Origin of the sequence: Vibrio sp. 10N.222.46.A1 (assembly GCF_041473595.1) — a bacterium.
Classification (GTDB): Bacteria; Pseudomonadota; Gammaproteobacteria; order Enterobacterales; family Vibrionaceae; genus Vibrio; species Vibrio tasmaniensis_A.
Genome location: NZ_JBFRSN010000048.1, coordinates 1 through 19,237, shown reverse-complemented (window position 1 = coordinate 19,237; position 19,237 = coordinate 1). Strand labels below are relative to the sequence as shown.

Sequence of the window (19,237 nt, the reverse complement as noted above, 5' to 3'; positions counted from 1 at the left end):
CTAGCTAAAGGCTTTACTTCTTTCTGTGTCTCGGATTAATTACTGACGTGTTGTTTGATTAGATCGATAAGGGTGTTGTATCTGTGCGGCAGTTTTCGATTTCTTTTCTGAACCAAATACAGTGTTTCTTCAACCTTCACTTTAGGTGGCACAACATGCAACTTCTCTTTGTCTGGAAAGTTTTCGACAGCCCCTGCGGGTAACACGGTGAACCCAAGCCCTTTTGATACGGGTAATAGAATTTGGTGGAGTTGATTAATGTAGCCAGACTTCGGGATCTCATTGATGTTGATGTTCGCTAAATCTTTATCTCCGCATAGGTCAAAATACAAAGACAGGTAATGAGCAGAGTCTGGATGGGCTATGAGGCCGATATTGTGCAGAGCTTCAGGGGTAATCTCTAAGTCAGCAAGACTATGATGGACGATTAAGCACAGCGCCTCATTACCAATAACTTGGCTCTGATAATAGCTGTCATTGGGTGAATGTCTGACGATTCCAATATCGGTGGTGCCTTGGATTAGGTCGTTCAATATCTTTTTGTTCGGTGCCGCTTCTAGGTTGATGCTCAGGTCTTGATGTTGCTGCTGCAGTTCAAGAAGCTTGGGATACAGACGCAAAGAGAGTGAACCCGAACAGGATAGATGACATTGCCCAGAATAAGGATTGTCGAAACTCAGAGATTCGAATAAATCTTCTTGGTCTTTTTCCAGTTTAAGAGCGTAGCGATACATAATCCGACCTTGTTCGGTCAGTTCGAAACTCTTATTTTCTCTCGATAACAAGTCACAGTTACAAGCTTGCTCAAGCTTTTTGATGTGTTGGCTAACGCCAGGCTGTGTCATATACAGCTTTTCTGCAGTTTGGGTGAAATGACCAACTTCAACCAGAGTCTTAAATGTATTGAGCCAAAGTGGATTAATCATACTCACCTTTAAATGCTAACGCCTATGGATAAAAAGGCTTATAAGTAACAGAGCCTGTGAATAACAAAGCCTATAAACAACAAAGCTTCTGAATAACACCAAATTATTATTATCTTAAGTAATGATAATTTCAACTCTAGAGCGTAAAGCAACGAAGATCAAAGCACCTTTGGCGGAATACACTTCGAAGTCGAGACTCGTGGCTCTTTAATTGAGTGCTTTGGTGAGTTCATTAAAAGTAACAAAGAGTTGCGACTTTGTTGATTTTTTGTTCTATTGACCAGCTGTGCCCATATTTAGGAACGAAGATGAATAGAAATGTTTGGCTGCTCTCACTGTGTCAGGCCTTGTTGATGACGGGCAACATATTACTGATCTCAGTGATTGGCTTGATAGGCAAACAGATTGCACCCAGTGTCAGCATGATTACTTTGCCTGTTGCGTTGCAGTTTTTAGGCTTAATGGCAGCCACTATTCCTGCATCTTTAATTTCAGGAAAATTAGGACGAAAACGAGGGTTTAGTATCGGCAATGTAGTTGGCATTACCGGAGCAAGCCTTGCGACTTACGCGTTATCTCAGCAACATTTCTATCTGTTTTGTTTCGCCACGTTTTTGCTTGGGATAGGTATTGGTTTTGGTACGCTTTATCGTTTTGCTGCAATCGAGGTGTGTGATGAAAATGCCCGTCATCGAGCGATATCTATCTCTATGGCTGGTGGCGTTTTAGCAGCGGTATTAGGGCCAAACTTGGCGATTATGTCGCAACAGTGGTCAGCAGATGGTTTGTATATTGGTGCTTTTGCTTCGCTGATCGGCCTAAACATCTTAGCTTTAGCCTTGTTACAAACCATTCAGTTTCCTAAGGTCTCTTTTAATAGTCAGGCTCCCAAAGCCGATCCTTTAAGTGTGATCGTTAAAGCGCCGAACTTTGTTGGCGCTGTGTTTGCGGCCATGGTTGCTTACGCCGTGATGAACATTTTGATGACGGCAACACCATTGGCGATGATTGGTTGCGGATTCGATTTTACTAAAGCTGCTGGTGTGATTGAGTGGCACGTATTGGGTATGTTTGTGCCTGCATTCTTTACGGGTTACCTCATCGAGAAGTTCGGTTCAAGAATGATGATCCTTGCAGGTGGCGTGTTATTTGTGATTGCTTCAGGCCAAGCTGGCTTTGATGCAGCTGCCTCTGGCTTTGCTTCCAATGGTTATGGTGAACACTCACCGGGCGGTTACTCACTTACCGCTGCACTCGTTTGTGAAGTGGTCATGACCATGGTGTTCCTATTCGTGATCATGGGCGCGACAGATTCGAAAGCACCTGCTGGATTTGCTCCTATCGCAATTGGTCTCTGTTTAACCTTAATCCACCTTATCAGTATCCCTGTAACGAACACCTCTGTTAACCCCGCTCGAAGTACCGGCGTGGCTGTATTTGTTGGTGATTGGGCTGTTTCTCAGTTATGGCTATTCTGGATTGCACCGATTATTGGTGCCGTGATTGGCGCAATGATATACAAAGCGGTGAGAGGTTCAGATTAAGCTCAGAGAAGTGTTTTGGAATAGAAACCTTTGAGAACCATAAAAGAAAAAGCCGCTTGGTGATGGTTCACCAAGCGGCTTTTTAGATTTTATGACGACCGAGTAACGAGTGTGAAAGCGTGGTGCCATCCACTAGCTCGAGCTCACCACCAACAGGAACACCATGGGCGATACGGCTAGCGTTCACTTCATGGGCATTACATAGCTCAGCAATGTAATGTGCTGTCGCCTCCCCTTCTACTGTCGGGTTAGTCGCTAAAATAACTTCAGTGATATCACCACGACGTAAGCGGTAATCCAAGACATCGAGACCGATGTCACTTGGACCAATACCATCAAGTGGTGAAAGATGCCCCATAAGCACAAAGTAACGACCGGAATATTGACCCGTTGCTTCAATGGCTGCGATGTCTGCAGGGCTCTCTACTACACAAATTTGACCGTTATCCTGACGTTTAGGATTGGTACAAATGTGGCAGGTCTCTTCTTCGGTAAAAGTACGGCACTCATTACAATGACCAATTTCTGTCATTGCTTGGCTAAGAGCTTCAGCCAACTGCAGGCCGCCTTTTCTATCGCGCTGTAACAAATGAAAGGCCATACGCTGCGCCGACTTGGGGCCAACCCCAGGTAGACAACGTAAGGCCTCCATCAAATGCTCCAGCATATGACTGGTACGCATATATAACCGTTCTGATTTTCAAGTAATGGCCAGTTCAACACAAACCACTACGAGAATTAACCTTTAAGAATGAGTTACTTAGAAAGGCATCTTCATACCTGGTGGAAGTTGCATTCCGCCAGTTACGCCAGCCATTTTCTCTTTTTGAGTTTCTTCAACGCGACGAGCGGCATCGTTGAAAGCAGCAGCGATAAGATCTTCAAGCATCTCTTTATCGTCTTCCATTAGGCTTTCATCGATATCAACACGGCGAACGCTGTGGCTACCAGTGATCGTTACTTTTACAAGGCCAGCACCTGACTCACCTGTAACTTCCATATTTGCGATTTCTTCTTGAAGCTTTTGCATGCGCTCTTGCATTTGCTGGGCTTGCTTCATCATGTTGCCCATACCGCCTTTACCAAACATGTTAATACTCTCTGGTCTAATTGGTTTATTAAAATTAATTAAGCTATACGTGCCTAAATGGGGGTTAAAACAGTGTGATTCAACCCCTCGGTGTTCAGTTCTCAGATTTGCTTATCTGGGATGATACGCCGGTCACTAAACGTGAAAAAGTTCTAAATAGGACGAACGCTGTCTCTGTCGAGTTCTGCAGCAAAACGTCTTTCAATAAACTGTACGTTGGCATCGTTTTCCAAAGCGGTAAACGCGTCTTTCAACTTACCTTGATACAATCTTTCTCGTAGTTCTAGTGGCGTTTCTCCACCTTCGCCGATTTCAACACTCAAATGACACTCTTCTCCTAACACGGTATTGAGCGACTGTAATAGTTCGCTCTGTGCGCGATCCGTATTCAAGTGAGCTTGGCTCGCTCTTAACGTTAAAGTGATTGATGTGTCGTTTTTAGCAAACACTGAGTTCAATGCTAACTGTTCAACAAGCTTGGCTGTCTCTAGCTTTTGAATCGTGGCGGACCATTCATCTTGAGCAATCGACTCTTGAAGCAATTTATCGACCATTTCTGGTGTCTTAATATGCTCTAACGCACGCTTGATCTGAGTAGGTGTAAGCTCTTTGCTCACCTCTTTCACTACAGGTTTAGACGGTTTCCAGCGATAAGGTTCATTATCGTTGGTCACATTTTCTGTCGAAGAGGCGGTTAAAGAAGCTGGCGACACCCGCTCAGAACCACCGTGTTGCTGAGCAACTCGGTCAAGAACTGAAGTTTTAGCTGGTGTCGCTTTAGCCTTTTTTGGCGCCGAACCTTTGTTTTCTGTTGCTGCACCACCTCTACGTTGAGAACGCAATTGGTGGCGTAAACCACTCACCGGTGAAGTTGCACGCGCGGGTTGCTCTTGCGAAACAGGAGGAGAAGAAGGCGCAGCGCTTGGCTGTTGAACCGGACTTTGGCCCTGATAATTCGTTTGTTGCAGCTGAGGCTGATCTGCACCGTAACTTGGACGCTCATCATAAGCAGGTGGTACATCATACTGGCTGTGTGGATAATCCTGTTCTGGATAACCTTGGTTGCCTGAGTGATCAACGTAACCTTGCGAATCTGAATATTGGCTCTGATTCTGCTGCGGTTGCTGTTGTGCCGACTGTTGCGGTATAGCTTGCTGCTGAAGCGCCTGTTGTTGCACTTGAGGCTGTGAAACCGCTGGAGACTGAACTGGCTGTCTCGGCTCTGGCACCGGCTGACTCATTGGCTGAGCAACACTCTGAACCTGGTTCTGAACCGGATTCTGAGCTGCAGGAGCTGGCGCTGGGCTTGTCGACTGAGTCGAGATTGCCGTAGCAACAGTTTGCTCAGCAGGCCTAAATGCCAACATACGCAGAACCACCATCTCAATACCAACACGAGCGGTTGGCGATAATGGCAAGTCTTGACGACCTTTTAACACTATCTGGTAGTAGAGTTGGATGTCTTGAGGGCTTAACGTTTTGCTCAGCAGTTCCAGCCTTTCAGCATCAGGCTGGGCCTTGTCTAAAGTAGACGGCAGAGCTTGATACATCGCCAAACGGTGTAATTGAGTCGCAAGTTGACTCAGCAATCCATCCCACTCAACACCATTTTCAGCAAGAGCTTGAATACAAGCCATCGCCTGCTGAGGCTGTTTACTGCTAATCGCTTCAAGTAGGTGAATCGCTTGGTCTGTATCCAGCGTTCCAAGCATATGAGCAACAGTGTCTGTTACGACATTACCGTTACCCAATGCGATAGCTTGGTCACTCAGGCTTAGCGCATCACGCATACTGCCATCAGCAGCATGAGCAATCATCCCAAGCGCACGAGGTTCAGATGTCACATTTTCTTGTTCAAGAATATGATCGAGCTGCTCGTGGATATTATCGACACTGATCGGCTTAAGATGGAACTGCAAACAACGTGAAAGAATCGTAACCGGAAGCTTTTGTGGATCGGTCGTTGCGAGCAAGAACTTCACATACTCAGGCGGCTCTTCTAAGGTCTTTAGAAGCGCGTTAAAACTGTGCCTAGACAGCATGTGTACTTCATCGATTAGGTAAACCTTGAAGCGACCACGTGCAGGCTTGTACTGAACATTGTCCAGAAGCTCGCGGGTATCTTCTACCTTAGTACGTGAGGCAGCATCGATCTCGAGCAGGTCAACAAAACGACCTTCATCGATCTCTTTACAGGTTGCACACTCACCACAAGGGGTTGAAGTAATGCCTGTTTCACAGTTGAGTCCCTTCGCAAACAAACGGCCGATGGTCGTTTTACCGACACCTCGTGTACCGCTGAATAGGTAAGCGTGATGCAACCTATTTTGGCTAAGGGCATTCTCTAATGCTGTTAAAACATGGGCTTGACCAACCACTTCTTTGAATTTCGCAGGGTGTGCCGTACATAAGAAAAGGCCTGTCTCGCTCTCTTGCAGTTGCTCTTCCAATAGACGGTAAGCAATCGCACCATGAGGTTCACACAGGTAACCTTGAGCTTTTAGATCACGTACTGATTCAGCACTCTGCTCATCAGATACTTTACCTTTACCCAAAGTATCCAGTCCCCAACCTTTCAGTTGGCAAAGCTCTTCGATACGTGGCCAGTTGTTTGGTTGGCTCACGTCCATCGCGTTCGATGTTGTCGCAACCGTTGGTTTTGGATCCCATTGACCTGTTTCTAGGTAACGGGGAACCGTGTCGTTTTCGTTGGTTGCTGCAATGAAGCGTTTAACCGGTAAGCCTAGCGCTTTCGCTAATAGACCCGCAGTTAGGTTACCAAAGTTACCACTTGGTACAGAGATAACCAGATTTTCACGTTGCTCTTTGGTTAGCTGAGAAGCCGCCTCAAAGTAGTAACAGATCTGAGCCATCAAACGGCTGATGTTGATTGAGTTTGCTGAGTTTAAGCCAATTTCTTTACGCAATTCAGCGTCGTCAAACGCGTCTTTTACTAATGCCTGACACGCATCAAAATCGCCATCAATCGCGACAGTATGGATGTTCTTACCTAACGTACAGAATAGCTTTTCTTGCAGTGGGCTGATCTTGCCTTTCGGGTACAGGATAACAACATTGATGTTTTCCATGCCGTAGAATGCGTGTGCAACCGCAGCGCCAGTATCACCCGATGTTGCCGTTAAGATTGTGATTTGACCGCCATCAGAAACCGCAGCCAAAGATTGAGCCATAAAACGGCCACCGAAATCTTTAAATGCTAACGTTGGACCGTGAAACAGTTCAAGTGCGTAAACACCGTCTTTCACTTGGTTGATCGGTGCTGGGAATTGGAATGCCGCATCCACTAGTTGATCAATCTGTTCTTTTGGTAACTCATCACCAATTAGAGCAGAAAGAATCTTTGAACTACGAGGGACAAAGTCCTCTGCAAGTAGTGCATCGATGTCATCGAACTTAGGCAGCTCTGATGGGAAAAATAGACCTTGATTACGACCTAGACCTTGACGAACGGCTTGGCCAAAAGAGACTTGCTCATCGTTTTCTTTGATGTTGTACAGCTTCATAACTCACTTCCTGTAACGATCGAACCTTGTTTATCTAAGCGACAAACGTGGACGAATCCTTCTTCATTTTGTACGTAGTTTTGTTCTAACCAGCGTGCAACACGCTCGGCGACATCTTGTTCTTTGCAAATGCTAAATAGCGTAGGGCCACTACCAGAAATTCCAGTAGCTAATGCTCCTGCTGACGTTGCATATTTGCGTGCATCAACAAACCCTGGAAGCAGTTTCTCACGATATGGTTCAGCAATCACGTCTTTGATCATCTTAGCGGCTAGCTCCGGCTGACCAGAGTGACAAGCATGAATAAAGCCCGCTAAATGACGACCATGGGCAATCACATCTTGACGGCGATACTGAGAAGGCAAGATCTCTCGCGCTTCAGCCGTTGAAACCTTGATGCCCGGGTACGCCATTACCCAATACCAATCGTCAAAACATGGAACCTCTTGGCTAATAATGCCAAGCTCTTCCAACATTAATTGCACACCACCAAGGTAACATGGCGCTACGTTATCGTAATGTATGCCACCTGAAATCTTACCTTCCATTTCACCCATAAGAGCAAGCAGTTCAGTTTCATTCAACGGTTGACCATGAAAACGGTTCAAAGCATCTAGTGCTGCGACAATTGAACATGCACTCGACCCTAAACCAGAACCGATAGGCATGTTCTTCTCTAGTGTCATCTCTAAAGACTTAACTGAGATACCTTTCTTATCTAACTCGCGAGAGAACACAACCCAGCAGTCATAGACAATATTTTCTTTGGTTTCAGTTGGCAGCTTAGAAACAAAGCTGCCTGCTGTTTTTAGCGAGAATGGTTCATCACCGGCTTTAACCATTACTCGGTCACCAAGCAATGTGCCATCCACTGGAGACACAGCGGCCCCCAGCACATCAAACCCTACACTGACATTGCCGATTGATGCAGGAGCATAAACAACAACATCCATATCACTTGAACTCATTCCTAAACTCCTAATTTCCAACCAAGAGTACGCATCACATCAGAGAATACGCCTGCTGCTGTAACTTCAGTACCTGCACCGTAGCCACGCAGAACGAGTGGGATTGGCTGGTAGTAACGGCTGTAGAATGCCAGAGCGTTCTCGCCATCTTTAATCTTAAACATTGGGTCATCGCCATCAACAGCTGCGATACGAACCTTACATTTACCTTCAGCGATCTCACCCACATAACGAAGTACTTTGCCTTCTTCTGCTGCGATAGCTGACTGCTCTTTGAAGTATGCATCCGCTTCTGGCAAGCGAGCCATGAACTCGTCAACTGTACCTGAGTCATCAAAACCCGGTGGCAATGCTTGGTCAACTTCAACATCTTCAAGCTCAAGTGCCATACCCGCTTCACGAGCAAGAATAAGCAGCTTACGCGCAACGTCCATACCAGACAGATCATCACGAGGATCCGGCTCAGTGAAGCCGTTATCTTTAGCAATGTTGGTTGCTTGGCTGAGTGTCATACCCTCATCAAGCTTACCGAAGATGTAAGACAGTGAACCAGAAAGAATGCCGTTGAACTTCTCAAGCTCATCACCCGCAGAAATTAGGTTCTGTAGGTTTTCGATTACCGGTAGACCTGCGCCTACTGTTGTCTCGTACATCAACTTACGACGAGAGTTACGTGCCACTTCACGAAGCTGATGGTAGTAAGCCATGCTTGCCGTGTTGGCTTTTTTGTTTGGTGTTACAACATGGAAACCAGCCGCTAGAAAATCAGCGTATTGCCCCGCAATACCTTCGCTAGACGTACAATCAACCAACACAGGGTTGATGATGTGGTTACGTTGAACAAGTGCAGCTAAACGCGCTAGGCTAAACTCTTCTGTCGCACTCGACATACGATCACGCCACTGTTCTAGCGGTAGACCATCGCTGTCTAGCAGCAAGCCTTTGCTGTTTGCTAAACCACATACGCGAATCACGATGCCTTTTTCAGCCAGTTTGCCTTGTTGACGTTGGATCTGGTCAACAAGCTCACCACCAACACCGCCAACACCGACAACGAAGACGTCAAGGAAGTGCTTAGAGTTAAATAGGTTTTCGTGACACGCTTTGATTGCTTCTGAGATTTTATCTTCCGGGATAACCGCAGAGATAGCGCGCTCTGAAGAGCCTTGAGCAATAGCGACGATGTTAACGTTCACTTCCGCTAAAGAAGAGAAGAACTGAGAAGCGACACCACGTGAAGTACGCATACCGTCACCCACCAGCGTCACAATCGCAACATCATCCATGAACTCAACTGGCTCTAATAGGCCATCTTTAAGTTCGAGTTCAAACGCATCTGATAACACTTGCTTCGCTTTCACTTTGTCAGCCGATTCAATACAGAAGCTGATGCTGTACTCAGAAGAAGATTGAGTAATAAGGACAATAGAAACGCCTGCAGAAGACATCGCGCCGAATACACGACTCGCCATGCCTACCATGCCCTTCATACCTGGGCCTGATACGTTAACCATCGTTAGGTCACTTAGCGTAGTGATACCTTTGATCGCCAGGTTATCTTCGCCAGTGTCTTGGCCAATCAAAGTGCCTGCTCCCTGTGGGTTGAAGCTGTTTTTGATCAGACATGGAATATGGAATTGTGCGATAGGTGCGATAGTTTTCGGGTGTAGAACTGAAGCACCGAAGTAAGAAAGCTCCATCGCTTCTTGGTAGCTAAGTGATTTAAGAAGACGGGCATCATCTACTAAGCGTGGGTCACAGTTGTAAACACCATCGACGTCAGTCCAAATCTCACAGCAATCAGCACGTAGACATGCCGCTAGAACTGCAGCTGAGTAGTCAGAGCCGTTACGGCCAAGCGTTACTAGCTCGCCTTTTTCATTACCAGCAGTAAAGCCCGGCATGATATTTACGTGACCTTTAGGAAGCGGTGATTGGCGGAAGTTCTGAGTTGAAACATCCACATCCACCATAGCTTCAAGATGATCACCTTGAGCATAGAGGTATTCCACAGGGTCAATCAGGCTTGCTGGTTGGCCTTTCGCTTCCAGCACCGCTTTCATTAGCTGGATTGAAACTCGCTCACCTTTACTAATGATACGAGCATTTACGTGATTCGGGCACATGCCCAGTAGGTTAATACCATTCACGAACTGCTTAAGTTGAGCAAGAGAGGTATCGACTTGCTCTTGAAACGCAGAGCCATCTACTGACGGCAATACCGCTTGAATCTCTGCAAACAATGCAGCGAATGATGATTCGATCTCGGTGATCTGTACGTCTGCTTCACCATTTTTTAGTGCTGCTTCAATAACAGCAACCAGCTTATTGGTTGTTTTTCCTGGAGCCGATAGTACAACGGCTAGCTCTTCTTGCTGGGCATTATTAGCGATGATATCAGCCGCTCGTAAAAAACGATCTGCATCAGCTAATGATGAACCTCCAAACTTTAAAACGCGCATCCCTTTCTCCATAAGTCATAAAAATGGTACAAAAAAAGGCCTGTATCTTGTTGGATACAGGCCTTTTTTTTAAAATCCGTTACTTAGCAGCCTGCCCCAACAATGTGAATGTCGGTAATAATAATGGTGGTGGTCATTACTAGGTGGCTTACATGCTGCATATCAAATTCTCTGCTTGTGCTTTACTCTACGTGTATCAATTTTTACTACTATGCGTCAATGAAAAGTTGCGTTTTTTTTACATTCACACCGTTTTTCAGAGCAAACCTTCATTTAAGAGATAAAACACCCTGCATCAACCTGCCATTCAGAGACTGGATTAACTCATCAAACAAACAGAAGTAATCAGTTGCATATATAGTCATAACAAAATGCTCTATCGATAGTACAGCGAACATACAAGTCCTGTGCTTTAATTAAACAATAACGTTCGAAAAACAATAATAATGACATCAGGAGTGGGAAATGAAGAGATTACTTATTCTTTTAGTCTTTGCTATGCCTGTCGTTTGTTCAGCGAACAGTTTACCGCTACTGAGCAGTTTGCCTTTGCTCCCCAGTCAAATCGATAGCTCTGCCCATAAGTTTTTTATCTCCACGCAAAGTGCATCGAGTGAAAGCTTTGATACTTGGACAGTAGACAGTGGTTATTCTTATAGCTTGTTTTCTGATGTGGATCTTTATGTCGGTACACGAATCAACACTGCTGCACTGAAATATGAGAGTGGATTCTTGAGTGGTGTTAGTTATCAGTTTTCCGAAAGAGTCTCTTTCAACAGCTCTCTACACACCTATAACAATGAAACAGAAGACAGTGATAAATCGGTAGCCGCAGAGCTTTCCAGCCGCGTGCAGCTAACCGACAATCTAGATATGCATGCCACCCTTGATTATGAAGAGTGGCAACAAGGTGTTGAGGTAGGATTAGGGTTTCGCTTCTAATCTATCCCACTTCTTTATTGATGAGCCCGTTAAGATTCAATCAACAATTCCGTTGAAATTAACACACCATTCCAATCGGCATAAATGTAATCACCGGGCTGAATCAGTTGATTGTGTATAGAGAGCGTCACATTCACTTGCCCAACACCGTGCTTCTCGGTTTTAAATGGAGAGGCTCCGAGAGCTTGAATACCAAGATCCATCTGCGCCATCATCGCAACATCACGCACCGCACCATTCACAATGACGCCTTCCCAACCATTTTCGATGGCTAGAATAGCCAATTGGTCGCCAAGTAACGCTTTTTGACACGAGCCATTACCGTCTACAACGAGTACTTTGCCGCAGCCATCGGTCTCTAAAACCTCACGAACCTTGGAATTATCGTGATAACAACGAACTGTTACAATTTTTCCCCAGAACGCACCACGCTGGCCGAAGTTCTGTAATGGCATATTCAGTAGCGTGACTTTGCTTTCAAACTCATCACATAAGTCAGGTGTTATATCGTGCATATATCCTCCGTGAGTAAGGCAAACCTATTAAGTCAGGTGAGCCTCTATGCTTTTATATATTATTAAAATTAATCCTTTGTTTTCATTGCTCTATGCCCAATTTAATACGAAATAAAAGTTGATTGAGCATATTTATCTACTAGACTCTAAGGATAGCTTTCAGCTTCCTTGGTTCATAGTCCGGTCTTTAGCAAGCAAGATGTGCGAAATATCTCGAATAATCATTCTTATTTTGGTGCTAAATAGTCACCATAACATTGGTTAAGTTGTAGCCATACTATTAAAGTTTGTTGCGATACGGCAATTGATGTAAATCAACAAAGTGAATGGAATTAACATTCTCGCGTTGTTAGCATGCTGTTAACATTATAGAATCCTCTTAAATCACTAAAAGAATGATTGAAAGGCGTACTGGATCTACGTTATTGGGCAATACTTCAAGGAAGGCAGATAGCTGGAAGTAAGTGTTTTTTTGAAAACTTTAAGTTATCATCAAAAATACATTACCTGTATGTTATGTTTTGCCTAGAATTTATTCTATTAGCACAGTTTCGTCACAAATTTAGGTACCGCCAAATGCAAACCCCGCAGATTCTTATCGTTGAAGATGAGCAAGTAACTCGTAACACTCTAAAGAGTATTTTTGAAGCAGAGGGATATGCTGTTTTTGAGGCTAGCGACGGTGAAGAGATGCACCAAGTGCTATCTGATAACCAAGTTAACCTTGTAATTATGGACATCAACCTTCCAGGTAAGAATGGCCTACTACTTGCGCGTGAACTACGTGAGCAAGCAAATGTAGCGCTTATGTTCTTAACTGGTCGTGATAATGAAGTTGATAAGATCCTTGGCCTAGAAATCGGCGCTGATGACTACATCACTAAGCCTTTCAACCCTCGTGAGCTGACTATCCGTGCACGTAACCTTCTTAACCGTTCAATGAGCACAAGCTCTGTTCAAGAAGAAAAGCGTAGCGTTGAGAAGTACGAGTTCAATGGTTGGGTACTAGATATCAACAGTCGTTCTCTGGTTAGCCCAGATGGCGAAGGCTACAAGCTACCTCGTTCAGAGTTCCGTGCTCTACTTCACTTCTGTGAGAACCCAGGTAAGATCCAAACACGTGCAGACCTTCTTAAGAAGATGACTGGCCGTGAGCTTAAGCCACACGATCGTACTGTAGACGTAACAATCCGTCGTATTCGTAAGCACTTTGAATCTGTTTCTGGTACACCAGAAATCATCGCGACGATTCACGGTGAAGGCTACCGCTTTTGTGGTGACCTAGAAGACTAATTCGATTCGCGCTTCTGGCCGTTTAGTTCTTGCCGTCGATTAGCACTTCTAAACCGATAGCACTCTAACCAGTTAGTACTTATAAACAGTTAGTACTTCTAGCAATCGAAGCGTGAACAATCGTTATTAAAAAGGGAGAATGCCAACGCATTCTCCCTTTTTTATTGTTCATTGTTCATTGTTCGCTAAGGTTTTAGTAAACCGTATCTACCTTCACGTCTTTCTCGACTAACCACTTCACGGTTTCGCCATCTTTGAGTTCAATCGCAACATCAACAGGCTTATCACTGTCGATCTCTAACTGCCATACAAAAGCGACTTCCCACTGCGTTTCACTATGTGTTCTTAAATCTAGATCGTCAGCAGTTACCAACAAGGTATCTGCACCCTGTTTAACCGTCACACTCTCAACCGCAAGTGTTGCTGGTAATTGTGAGTCAGACTCTAGGTAGATAGCACCATGCAAAGTCTTATCTTGAGCCTCCCCAATCGTAGGCATTTTGTTGTGCCACAGGTTGCTTTTCATTGTGACTGTCGCTGCAGATACTTCGACTTGATTATCTTGCTGCCATTCTACTTGTGGCGCAGAACAACCCGCTAATGCTACTACACATGCGGCAAATGCTAATTTTTTCATCATTCTTCTACCTTTGATTTAACCAACTCTTTAAGACTTCAATATCATTTTGGTATTCGTTATTTATTTCATCAACCCAATCTGAAATGTTCTCCCACCACGCAGGCATATCTGGAGATTGAGCTTTCTGAGCAACTTGCTGTATGCGTTTCAGGCCAATGGAACCTGCTGCACCTTTAATCTTGTGTGCCTCAGAAACGATACTGTCTTGATCTTTCGCAACCATATTGGAATTCAATATTTCCATATATTCCGGCATCATATCTTCAAACATCACGATACTATCCAAAACAGGTTTCGACCCGACAATGTCAACATAAGACTCTAGCATATCAATATCAAGCAAAGTGGTATCAATCGTTGAAAGAGCCGGCTTACTCGCTGTTACTTTCTCAACACCTGCTACTTTTTCAACATCCTTTACTGTATCAATGCCCTCGGCTTTCTCAATAACCTCTGGGGCATCCTCAATCAACTCGCTGATGACATCCTGGATTGCACGAACCGACAGTGGTTTACTGATCGCTTCATCCATGCCTTTCTGGAAATACTCTTGCTTATTGTTTAATACATTCGCGGTTAATGCCACCAAAGGCGGCAATTGGCTATATTTCTCGCGGTAGTATTGGGCAATGTCGAAACCAGTCATATCTGGTAACTGGATATCCAGTAATACCAAGTCATAATCTTTCGGGTTGAAAACGATTTGTGCCTCTTTACCCGTCATTACGACTGTCACTTCATGCCCTAGGCTTTCAAGTAAAGAACGAGCTACTGTGATATTGAGCTCAATGTCTTCGACCATGAAAATCTTAAGGTTGGACTGCTTTCTTGGCGTTTTGATCAAAGCCTGAGTATCGTGATTAACTGGAACTCGAATCGAAATCGTAAAGGTACTACCAAACCCCTCTTCACTGGTGACTTCAATGTGACCATCCATCATATTGATCAGCTGTTGAGATACAGCAAGACCAATTCCGGTACCGACAGCGTGTAAATTGTCTGTTCCCGACTTTACCTGATAGTACATCGCGAAGATCTTCTCGATTTCGCTTTCAGGGATACCAATCCCGGTATCTTCTACTTCCATCGTGATGTTGGCAAAGTCGCCATCAATTTCAGCGCTGACCGTCATCACGACACCACCATCTTTGGTGAACTTCATCGCGTTGCTTACAAGGTTCCACAATACCTGTCTAAGACGAGTACCATCCACCTCAACTGCAGATGGGAGATCGGACAATCTTTCTAGATCAAACCTCAACCCTTTCTGCTCTGCCATTAACGCAGAAATGCTTTCGATCTCAACAACGAAATCTTCAAAATTGATAGGGGTTGGGAATAGCTCAAGCTTACGGCGGTCGAACTTATCCATGTCGATAATATCGTTAAAGATATTACCCAGTGTCACCGCACTCACCTTGATGGTTTGCATCTGCTTACGCTGCTCGGTCGTCAGCTGGCTATCCAATAACATGCGGCTCAAGCCGATGATGCCATTGAGCGGTGTTCTTAACTCGTGGCTAATGGTTGAGATAAAGGTGGTCTTATCGCGACTGGCTTTCTCTAGTGATTCTTGGTGCTCTTTACGCTCGGTAATATCACGACCAAAACCAACCAAGCCAAGGTGGCGACCATCTTTACTGTAGAAAGGCACCTTACGCAGCTCGAAGTAACTCTTACGTCCATCGGGGTATTCAAGCCATTGGTCATAGGTCAAAGCTTGGTTGTCAGCAAAGACTTTCTTATCGGTTTCAACAACTTGCTGGGCTACCTCTTTGCTGTAGACATCCCAAGGCGTCAAACCAACTAGCTCTTTTTCTGTTTTGCCCGTGAGTTCTTCAACCGCTCGGTTGCAACCTGAAAACACACCATCTTCATTGCGATAATAAATGAGGTCAGGCGAGGCATCGATAAACGAACGCAACAGCGCCGTACGTTCTGCTAATTCAAGCTGAGTTCGCTCACGCTGAAACACTTCGTTCTCAAGATCATGCATTGCTTCTGCACGCGCTTCTTCGGCTTTTTCACGATCTTCAATTTCTTGGTTGAGCTTTTCGATATTGAGTTGCAGTTTATTGTTGAGTTCTTGATCTCGCTCTCGCATGTCACCCAGCTTAGAGACCAATTTAGCCAACCTTTGGCGAGACTCTTCCAGTTGATCGACCACGACTGAGAGAAAATAGACCGCCCAAGGTGTGATCACTAAACCGAAGAAAACCGAACGGACAATGTCGATATCATCAACATTACCTTTGAGTGCGAGGGTGATACCGACTTGTACAACAACAGCAAGGGCAACAAGCGCTAGGGCGAGTAAGATAGAAAAGCGGACAATCCCCAATTTTACGAGCAGATCCACGTAATACTGGGCAAGATTTTTCATGGGTTTCATTTAGCGCTCCACGCGATAAGACTAGCAACATTCTACCTTGTTTGAAGAAAGTAGGTAAGCTAGCTACATCACACGCAGCAAGAGATTAGCGGTAATATCGAAGGTTAATCAACCAATATTAATACTAACCAAGCAATATCAATACTAGCCAAGCCACATAAATATTAGCCAAGTAATATAAATGCTAAACAAGAAAAAGACGGAGTCACTAAGTTACCCATTCTATAAAGTTAGTGAATAGAGTATGGATGCACTATCGAACGATTTCGACCATCAGATTTCGCTTGATACAACGCACTGTCAGCCAAGGCAACAGCAGACTCCATTTCGTCATCAGGTGTTGGTATATAAGAGACAATACCAATACTCACCGTGATGGAGTCAGACACTGTAGACTTCTCATGAGCGAGTCCTAGTTTTTGCACTTCATCATGAATTCGACGAGCGACCATAAGCGCACCTTCTGTGGTTGTGTTTGGGAGAATAAAGCCAAACTCTTCACCACCGTACCGAGCCACGCAATCCGAAGAGCGATTCAACACCTGCTTAAAGGCTTGTGAAACCTGAATCAAAGCATCGTCTCCTTGTTGGTGTCCATAGAAATCGTTATAGCCTTTAAAGAAGTCGATATCACACAGCATGATCGTCAACGGCAACTTCTCACGCACATGATGATGCCACAATGTAGACAGCTGCTCATCGAAGCGACGTCGATTGGATACCTGAGTTAAACTATCCATAAAACTGAGGCGCTCAAGCTCTAAATTGGCTTCTTCAAGTTTCTGCTCGGCGAGGTAACGTTCTGTGATATCACGTGCCATGATCAGTACACCATTGGTACTCGATGCAGGGTCTCTAAAAGGCGACTTCACTACATCATACCAAGTAAACTCTCCATCACTTGAAACCAGTTTGTCGATGTAACGCAACGAGTTACCTTGATGAAGTACTTGGTGATCACTCTCTGATACGCGCATATAAATGCTATTTGGTACTACGTCTTGTAGACGTTTACCCACTAAGTCACTGACTTCAGAAATACCCAACGCTGCCACAAATGGCTTATTACACGCCTGGTAAACCATATTTTCGTTGAAGATACCAATCGAGTCAGGGCTCGCTTCCAAGATGTTTTGTAAAATGGTGTCACGTTGTGCAAGTGCAACTTCAGTATCTTTACGCTTTTCCATTTCCCCACGCAGTTGTTGCTGCATGTCATGCCAATCCGTCACATCGTGACTTATCGAGAGCGTACCTATGGTTTCCCCACTTTGCGAGAGCAAGACACTTTGATAGGTTTCAAGGAGACACCCCTTACCATCTTGGTCTGTGGTCCATGAGCGCTCACTGACACGACCTTTTAAGGCACCACTAGACACACTTAAAGTGCCCTCTTCAGGGCGACCATGCCAAAACTTTTTAAACGCACGATTACTCGCGACCAATTCACCCTTTTGATCGATGACATAGACCAACTCAGATAAAGAATCCAAAGCGGTACGAGCAACATTGAGATCACGAACCTCTTGGGAAATCTCTTCGTTGGTACTTTTATAAGGGGAAGCATGTATCATCCAAGCCTTTCTACTTCTAAAGTGGATCTTACGACCCACCAAGTTGATCTTAAAAGATTCAAATTCAGAAAGAACCCAGGACGAGAGATACTCAAACGTTCGAGAGTTGATGTGATCAGTGAGGTAATGACGAAAACTATTCTCAGCTTCCACTGTTGGAAAACGAAAGTGAGTACCGATTTGGCGGATACCAAGCAGCTGCATGGCTTGGCGATTGGCGTACAAGATCTCGCCACTTCGGATGTCAACAAAATAAAGAGGTGAAGGCGTAGCGAGAAGAAGCTGTTCAATATATGACTGGTAACGTAAATAAATATGCCAGCAGATGAGACCTATCAGCAATAGAACAACGATATATATACCGTAGCCATACGCCCTATCCCATAACCAAGTCATTACCAGTTCCATCTGCTCTCAATCTATGCTTATAAATTCTGTGAGGGAAATGTTACCACTATTTGTTGGTTTTATCTGCTGTTACCTACAGTCACCCATTCCTATCAATTGGTCGCGTTTAAAACAGGTTGCGTGTACTCGAATGCAAAGCCTGTTTTAATGCCTTGTGCGCCGGTTTTATCAAGCGAACGACCAATCTCAGTCATCGCCAACCAGCGGTTCTCACACCATAAAGGGGAGAGTAGTGTCGGGCGTCTCGCCGCAGAAGATACACGATGATAAACCACGTCCGCTGGTGTGCGTTGAATGATCTCACTCGCGATATCAATGTACTCCTCAAGGCTTGGTGCTTCTAGCTTTCCTGCCTTCCAGGCTTTAGCCATGGTACTGCCTTCAACAATATGAAGCCCGTGAAGCTTGATACCATCAGTGCCAGCCGCTAATACCTTATCTAGAGTTTCAAGGTTATCCGCTTTGGTTTCTTTGGGCAGGCCGACAATAAGGTGAGTACATACCTTGATTCCTAAAGCACGTGCGCGCTGGGTGATCGTTTCATACACAGTGAAATCGTGTCCGCGGTTAATTCGCTTGAGGGTTTTGTCATTGGCTGTTTGCAGGCCGAGCTCTAGCCAAATTTCGTAACCTTGCTTAACGTACTCCGCGAGCAGATCGAGTACCGCATCCGGCACACAGTCTGGTCTCGTGCCAACACAAAGGCCAACAATCTCTGCTCCAGGTGCTTTTAGAGCCTCTTCATACATATTCTTGAGTACCTGCACCTCAGCGTAAGTACTGGTGTACGCCTGAAAATAAGCAAGATACTTCTTGGCACGAGCGATTTCACCCGCACGATCTGTTAATTGATCAGCAATACTTTGAACTTGAGTTTGTTCATCGGCAAAAGAAGCTACGTTGCAGAAGGTACAACCGCCACGGCCAATTGTCCCGTCTCGGTTTGGGCAACTAAACCC

14 protein-coding genes, 1 pseudogene and 1 other annotated feature are annotated in these 19,237 nt (G+C 44.9%); of the genes and pseudogenes, 3 read left to right on the top strand and 12 right to left on the bottom strand.

Annotated features, from left to right (window positions below; genetic code table 11):
* Positions 1–35 precede the first annotated feature (35 nt).
* Positions 36–926, bottom strand: coding sequence for a LysR family transcriptional regulator (locus AB4496_RS02065; protein ID WP_009844857.1), 891 nt, complete (start codon positions 924–926; stop codon positions 36–38).
* A 308-nt stretch (positions 927–1,234) separates the two neighbouring features.
* Between AB4496_RS02065 and AB4496_RS02060 the strand changes: the two genes are divergently transcribed.
* Positions 1,235–2,470, top strand: a complete 1,236-nt coding sequence (locus AB4496_RS02060) for an MFS transporter (protein WP_372130532.1) — start codon at positions 1,235–1,237, stop codon at positions 2,468–2,470.
* A gap of 82 nt (positions 2,471–2,552) precedes the next feature.
* Here the strand turns inward: AB4496_RS02060 and recR are convergent, their stop codons facing one another.
* The 6 genes and pseudogenes from recR to thrA form a co-directional block, all read right to left on the bottom strand.
* Positions 2,553–3,152: a recombination mediator RecR gene (gene recR, locus AB4496_RS02055; protein ID WP_004734155.1), complete on the bottom strand. Its 600-nt coding sequence runs from the start codon at positions 3,150–3,152 to the stop codon at positions 2,553–2,555.
* A 78-nt stretch (positions 3,153–3,230) separates the two neighbouring features.
* Positions 3,231–3,560 (bottom strand): YbaB/EbfC family nucleoid-associated protein, encoded by a 330-nt coding sequence (locus AB4496_RS02050; RefSeq protein WP_009848672.1) that lies wholly within the window; start codon positions 3,558–3,560, stop codon positions 3,231–3,233.
* A gap of 152 nt (positions 3,561–3,712) precedes the next feature.
* Positions 3,713–5,998 (bottom strand): DNA polymerase III subunit gamma/tau, encoded by a 2,286-nt coding sequence (gene dnaX, locus AB4496_RS02045; protein WP_372130534.1) that lies wholly within the window; start codon positions 5,996–5,998, stop codon positions 3,713–3,715.
* Positions 5,990–7,084 (bottom strand): annotated as a pseudogene (gene thrC, locus AB4496_RS02040) (threonine synthase); the annotation flags it as partial. The gene dnaX and the pseudogene thrC, both read right to left, overlap by 9 nt.
* The gene (thrB, locus tag AB4496_RS02035; RefSeq protein ID WP_102257743.1) at positions 7,081–8,037 is read right to left on the bottom strand and encodes a homoserine kinase; all 957 of its coding nucleotides are present in this window, start codon (positions 8,035–8,037) and stop codon (positions 7,081–7,083) included. The gene thrB and the pseudogene thrC, both read right to left, overlap by 4 nt.
* Before the next feature lie 17 nt (positions 8,038–8,054).
* Positions 8,055–10,514, bottom strand: a complete 2,460-nt coding sequence (gene thrA / locus AB4496_RS02030; protein ID WP_009848412.1) for a bifunctional aspartate kinase/homoserine dehydrogenase I — start codon at positions 10,512–10,514, stop codon at positions 8,055–8,057.
* 29 nt (positions 10,515–10,543) lie between these two features.
* Positions 10,544–10,662, bottom strand: a sequence feature (Thr leader region).
* 317 nt (positions 10,663–10,979) lie between these two features.
* Between thrA and AB4496_RS02025 the strand changes: the two genes are divergently transcribed.
* Positions 10,980–11,456: a hypothetical protein gene (locus AB4496_RS02025; protein WP_009848411.1), complete on the top strand. Its 477-nt coding sequence runs from the start codon at positions 10,980–10,982 to the stop codon at positions 11,454–11,456.
* Between the two features lie 29 nt (positions 11,457–11,485).
* Here AB4496_RS02025 and AB4496_RS02020 read toward each other — a convergent pair whose 3' ends face one another.
* A complete protein-coding gene (locus AB4496_RS02020; protein ID WP_017098326.1) occupies positions 11,486–11,971 on the bottom strand; it encodes a putative 4-hydroxy-4-methyl-2-oxoglutarate aldolase in 486 nt (161 codons plus the stop codon).
* A gap of 576 nt (positions 11,972–12,547) precedes the next feature.
* Between AB4496_RS02020 and arcA the strand changes: the two genes are divergently transcribed.
* Positions 12,548–13,264, top strand: coding sequence for a two-component system response regulator ArcA (gene arcA / locus AB4496_RS02015; RefSeq protein WP_004741534.1), 717 nt, complete (start codon positions 12,548–12,550; stop codon positions 13,262–13,264).
* Positions 13,265–13,457: 193 nt separating this feature from the next.
* Here the strand turns inward: arcA and AB4496_RS02010 are convergent, their stop codons facing one another.
* From AB4496_RS02010 to AB4496_RS01995, 4 genes are all read right to left on the bottom strand, one after another.
* A complete protein-coding gene (locus tag AB4496_RS02010; RefSeq protein ID WP_012603236.1) occupies positions 13,458–13,901 on the bottom strand; it encodes a hypothetical protein in 444 nt (147 codons plus the stop codon).
* A 7-nt stretch (positions 13,902–13,908) separates the two neighbouring features.
* Entirely contained in the window at positions 13,909–16,296 is a 2,388-nt protein-coding gene (gene arcB / locus AB4496_RS02005; RefSeq protein ID WP_009848408.1) for an aerobic respiration two-component sensor histidine kinase ArcB, read from the bottom strand.
* 230 nt (positions 16,297–16,526) lie between these two features.
* On the bottom strand, positions 16,527–18,278 hold the full coding sequence (locus AB4496_RS02000) for a diguanylate cyclase (RefSeq protein WP_012603234.1): 1,752 nt from the start codon (positions 18,276–18,278) through the stop codon (positions 16,527–16,529).
* A gap of 92 nt (positions 18,279–18,370) precedes the next feature.
* On the bottom strand, positions 18,371–19,237 hold an 867-nt coding region (locus AB4496_RS01995), incomplete at its 5' end, for a TIGR01212 family radical SAM protein (RefSeq protein WP_372130531.1).

Excerpts from the sequence above, each read along its gene's own strand:
- AB4496_RS02065 (WP_009844857.1), bottom strand. The coding sequence starts at position 926 with ATGATTAATCCACTTTGGCTCAATACATTTAAGACTCTGGTTGAAGTT.
- AB4496_RS02060 (WP_372130532.1), top strand. The coding sequence starts at position 1,235 with ATGAATAGAAATGTTTGGCTGCTCTCACTGTGTCAGGCCTTGTTGATG.
- recR (WP_004734155.1), bottom strand. The coding sequence starts at position 3,152 with ATGCGTACCAGTCATATGCTGGAGCATTTGATGGAGGCCTTACGTTGT.
- AB4496_RS02050 (WP_009848672.1), bottom strand. The coding sequence starts at position 3,560 with ATGTTTGGTAAAGGCGGTATGGGCAACATGATGAAGCAAGCCCAGCAA.
- thrB (WP_102257743.1), bottom strand. The coding sequence starts at position 8,037 with ATGGATGTTGTTGTTTATGCTCCTGCATCAATCGGCAATGTCAGTGTA.
- thrA (WP_009848412.1), bottom strand. The coding sequence starts at position 10,514 with ATGCGCGTTTTAAAGTTTGGAGGTTCATCATTAGCTGATGCAGATCGT.
- AB4496_RS02025 (WP_009848411.1), top strand. The coding sequence starts at position 10,980 with ATGAAGAGATTACTTATTCTTTTAGTCTTTGCTATGCCTGTCGTTTGT.
- AB4496_RS02020 (WP_017098326.1), bottom strand. The coding sequence starts at position 11,971 with ATGCACGATATAACACCTGACTTATGTGATGAGTTTGAAAGCAAAGTC.
- arcA (WP_004741534.1), top strand. The coding sequence starts at position 12,548 with ATGCAAACCCCGCAGATTCTTATCGTTGAAGATGAGCAAGTAACTCGT.
- AB4496_RS02010 (WP_012603236.1), bottom strand. The coding sequence starts at position 13,901 with ATGAAAAAATTAGCATTTGCCGCATGTGTAGTAGCATTAGCGGGTTGT.
- arcB (WP_009848408.1), bottom strand. The coding sequence starts at position 16,296 with ATGAAACCCATGAAAAATCTTGCCCAGTATTACGTGGATCTGCTCGTA.
- AB4496_RS02000 (WP_012603234.1), bottom strand. The coding sequence starts at position 18,278 with ATGGAACTGGTAATGACTTGGTTATGGGATAGGGCGTATGGCTACGGT.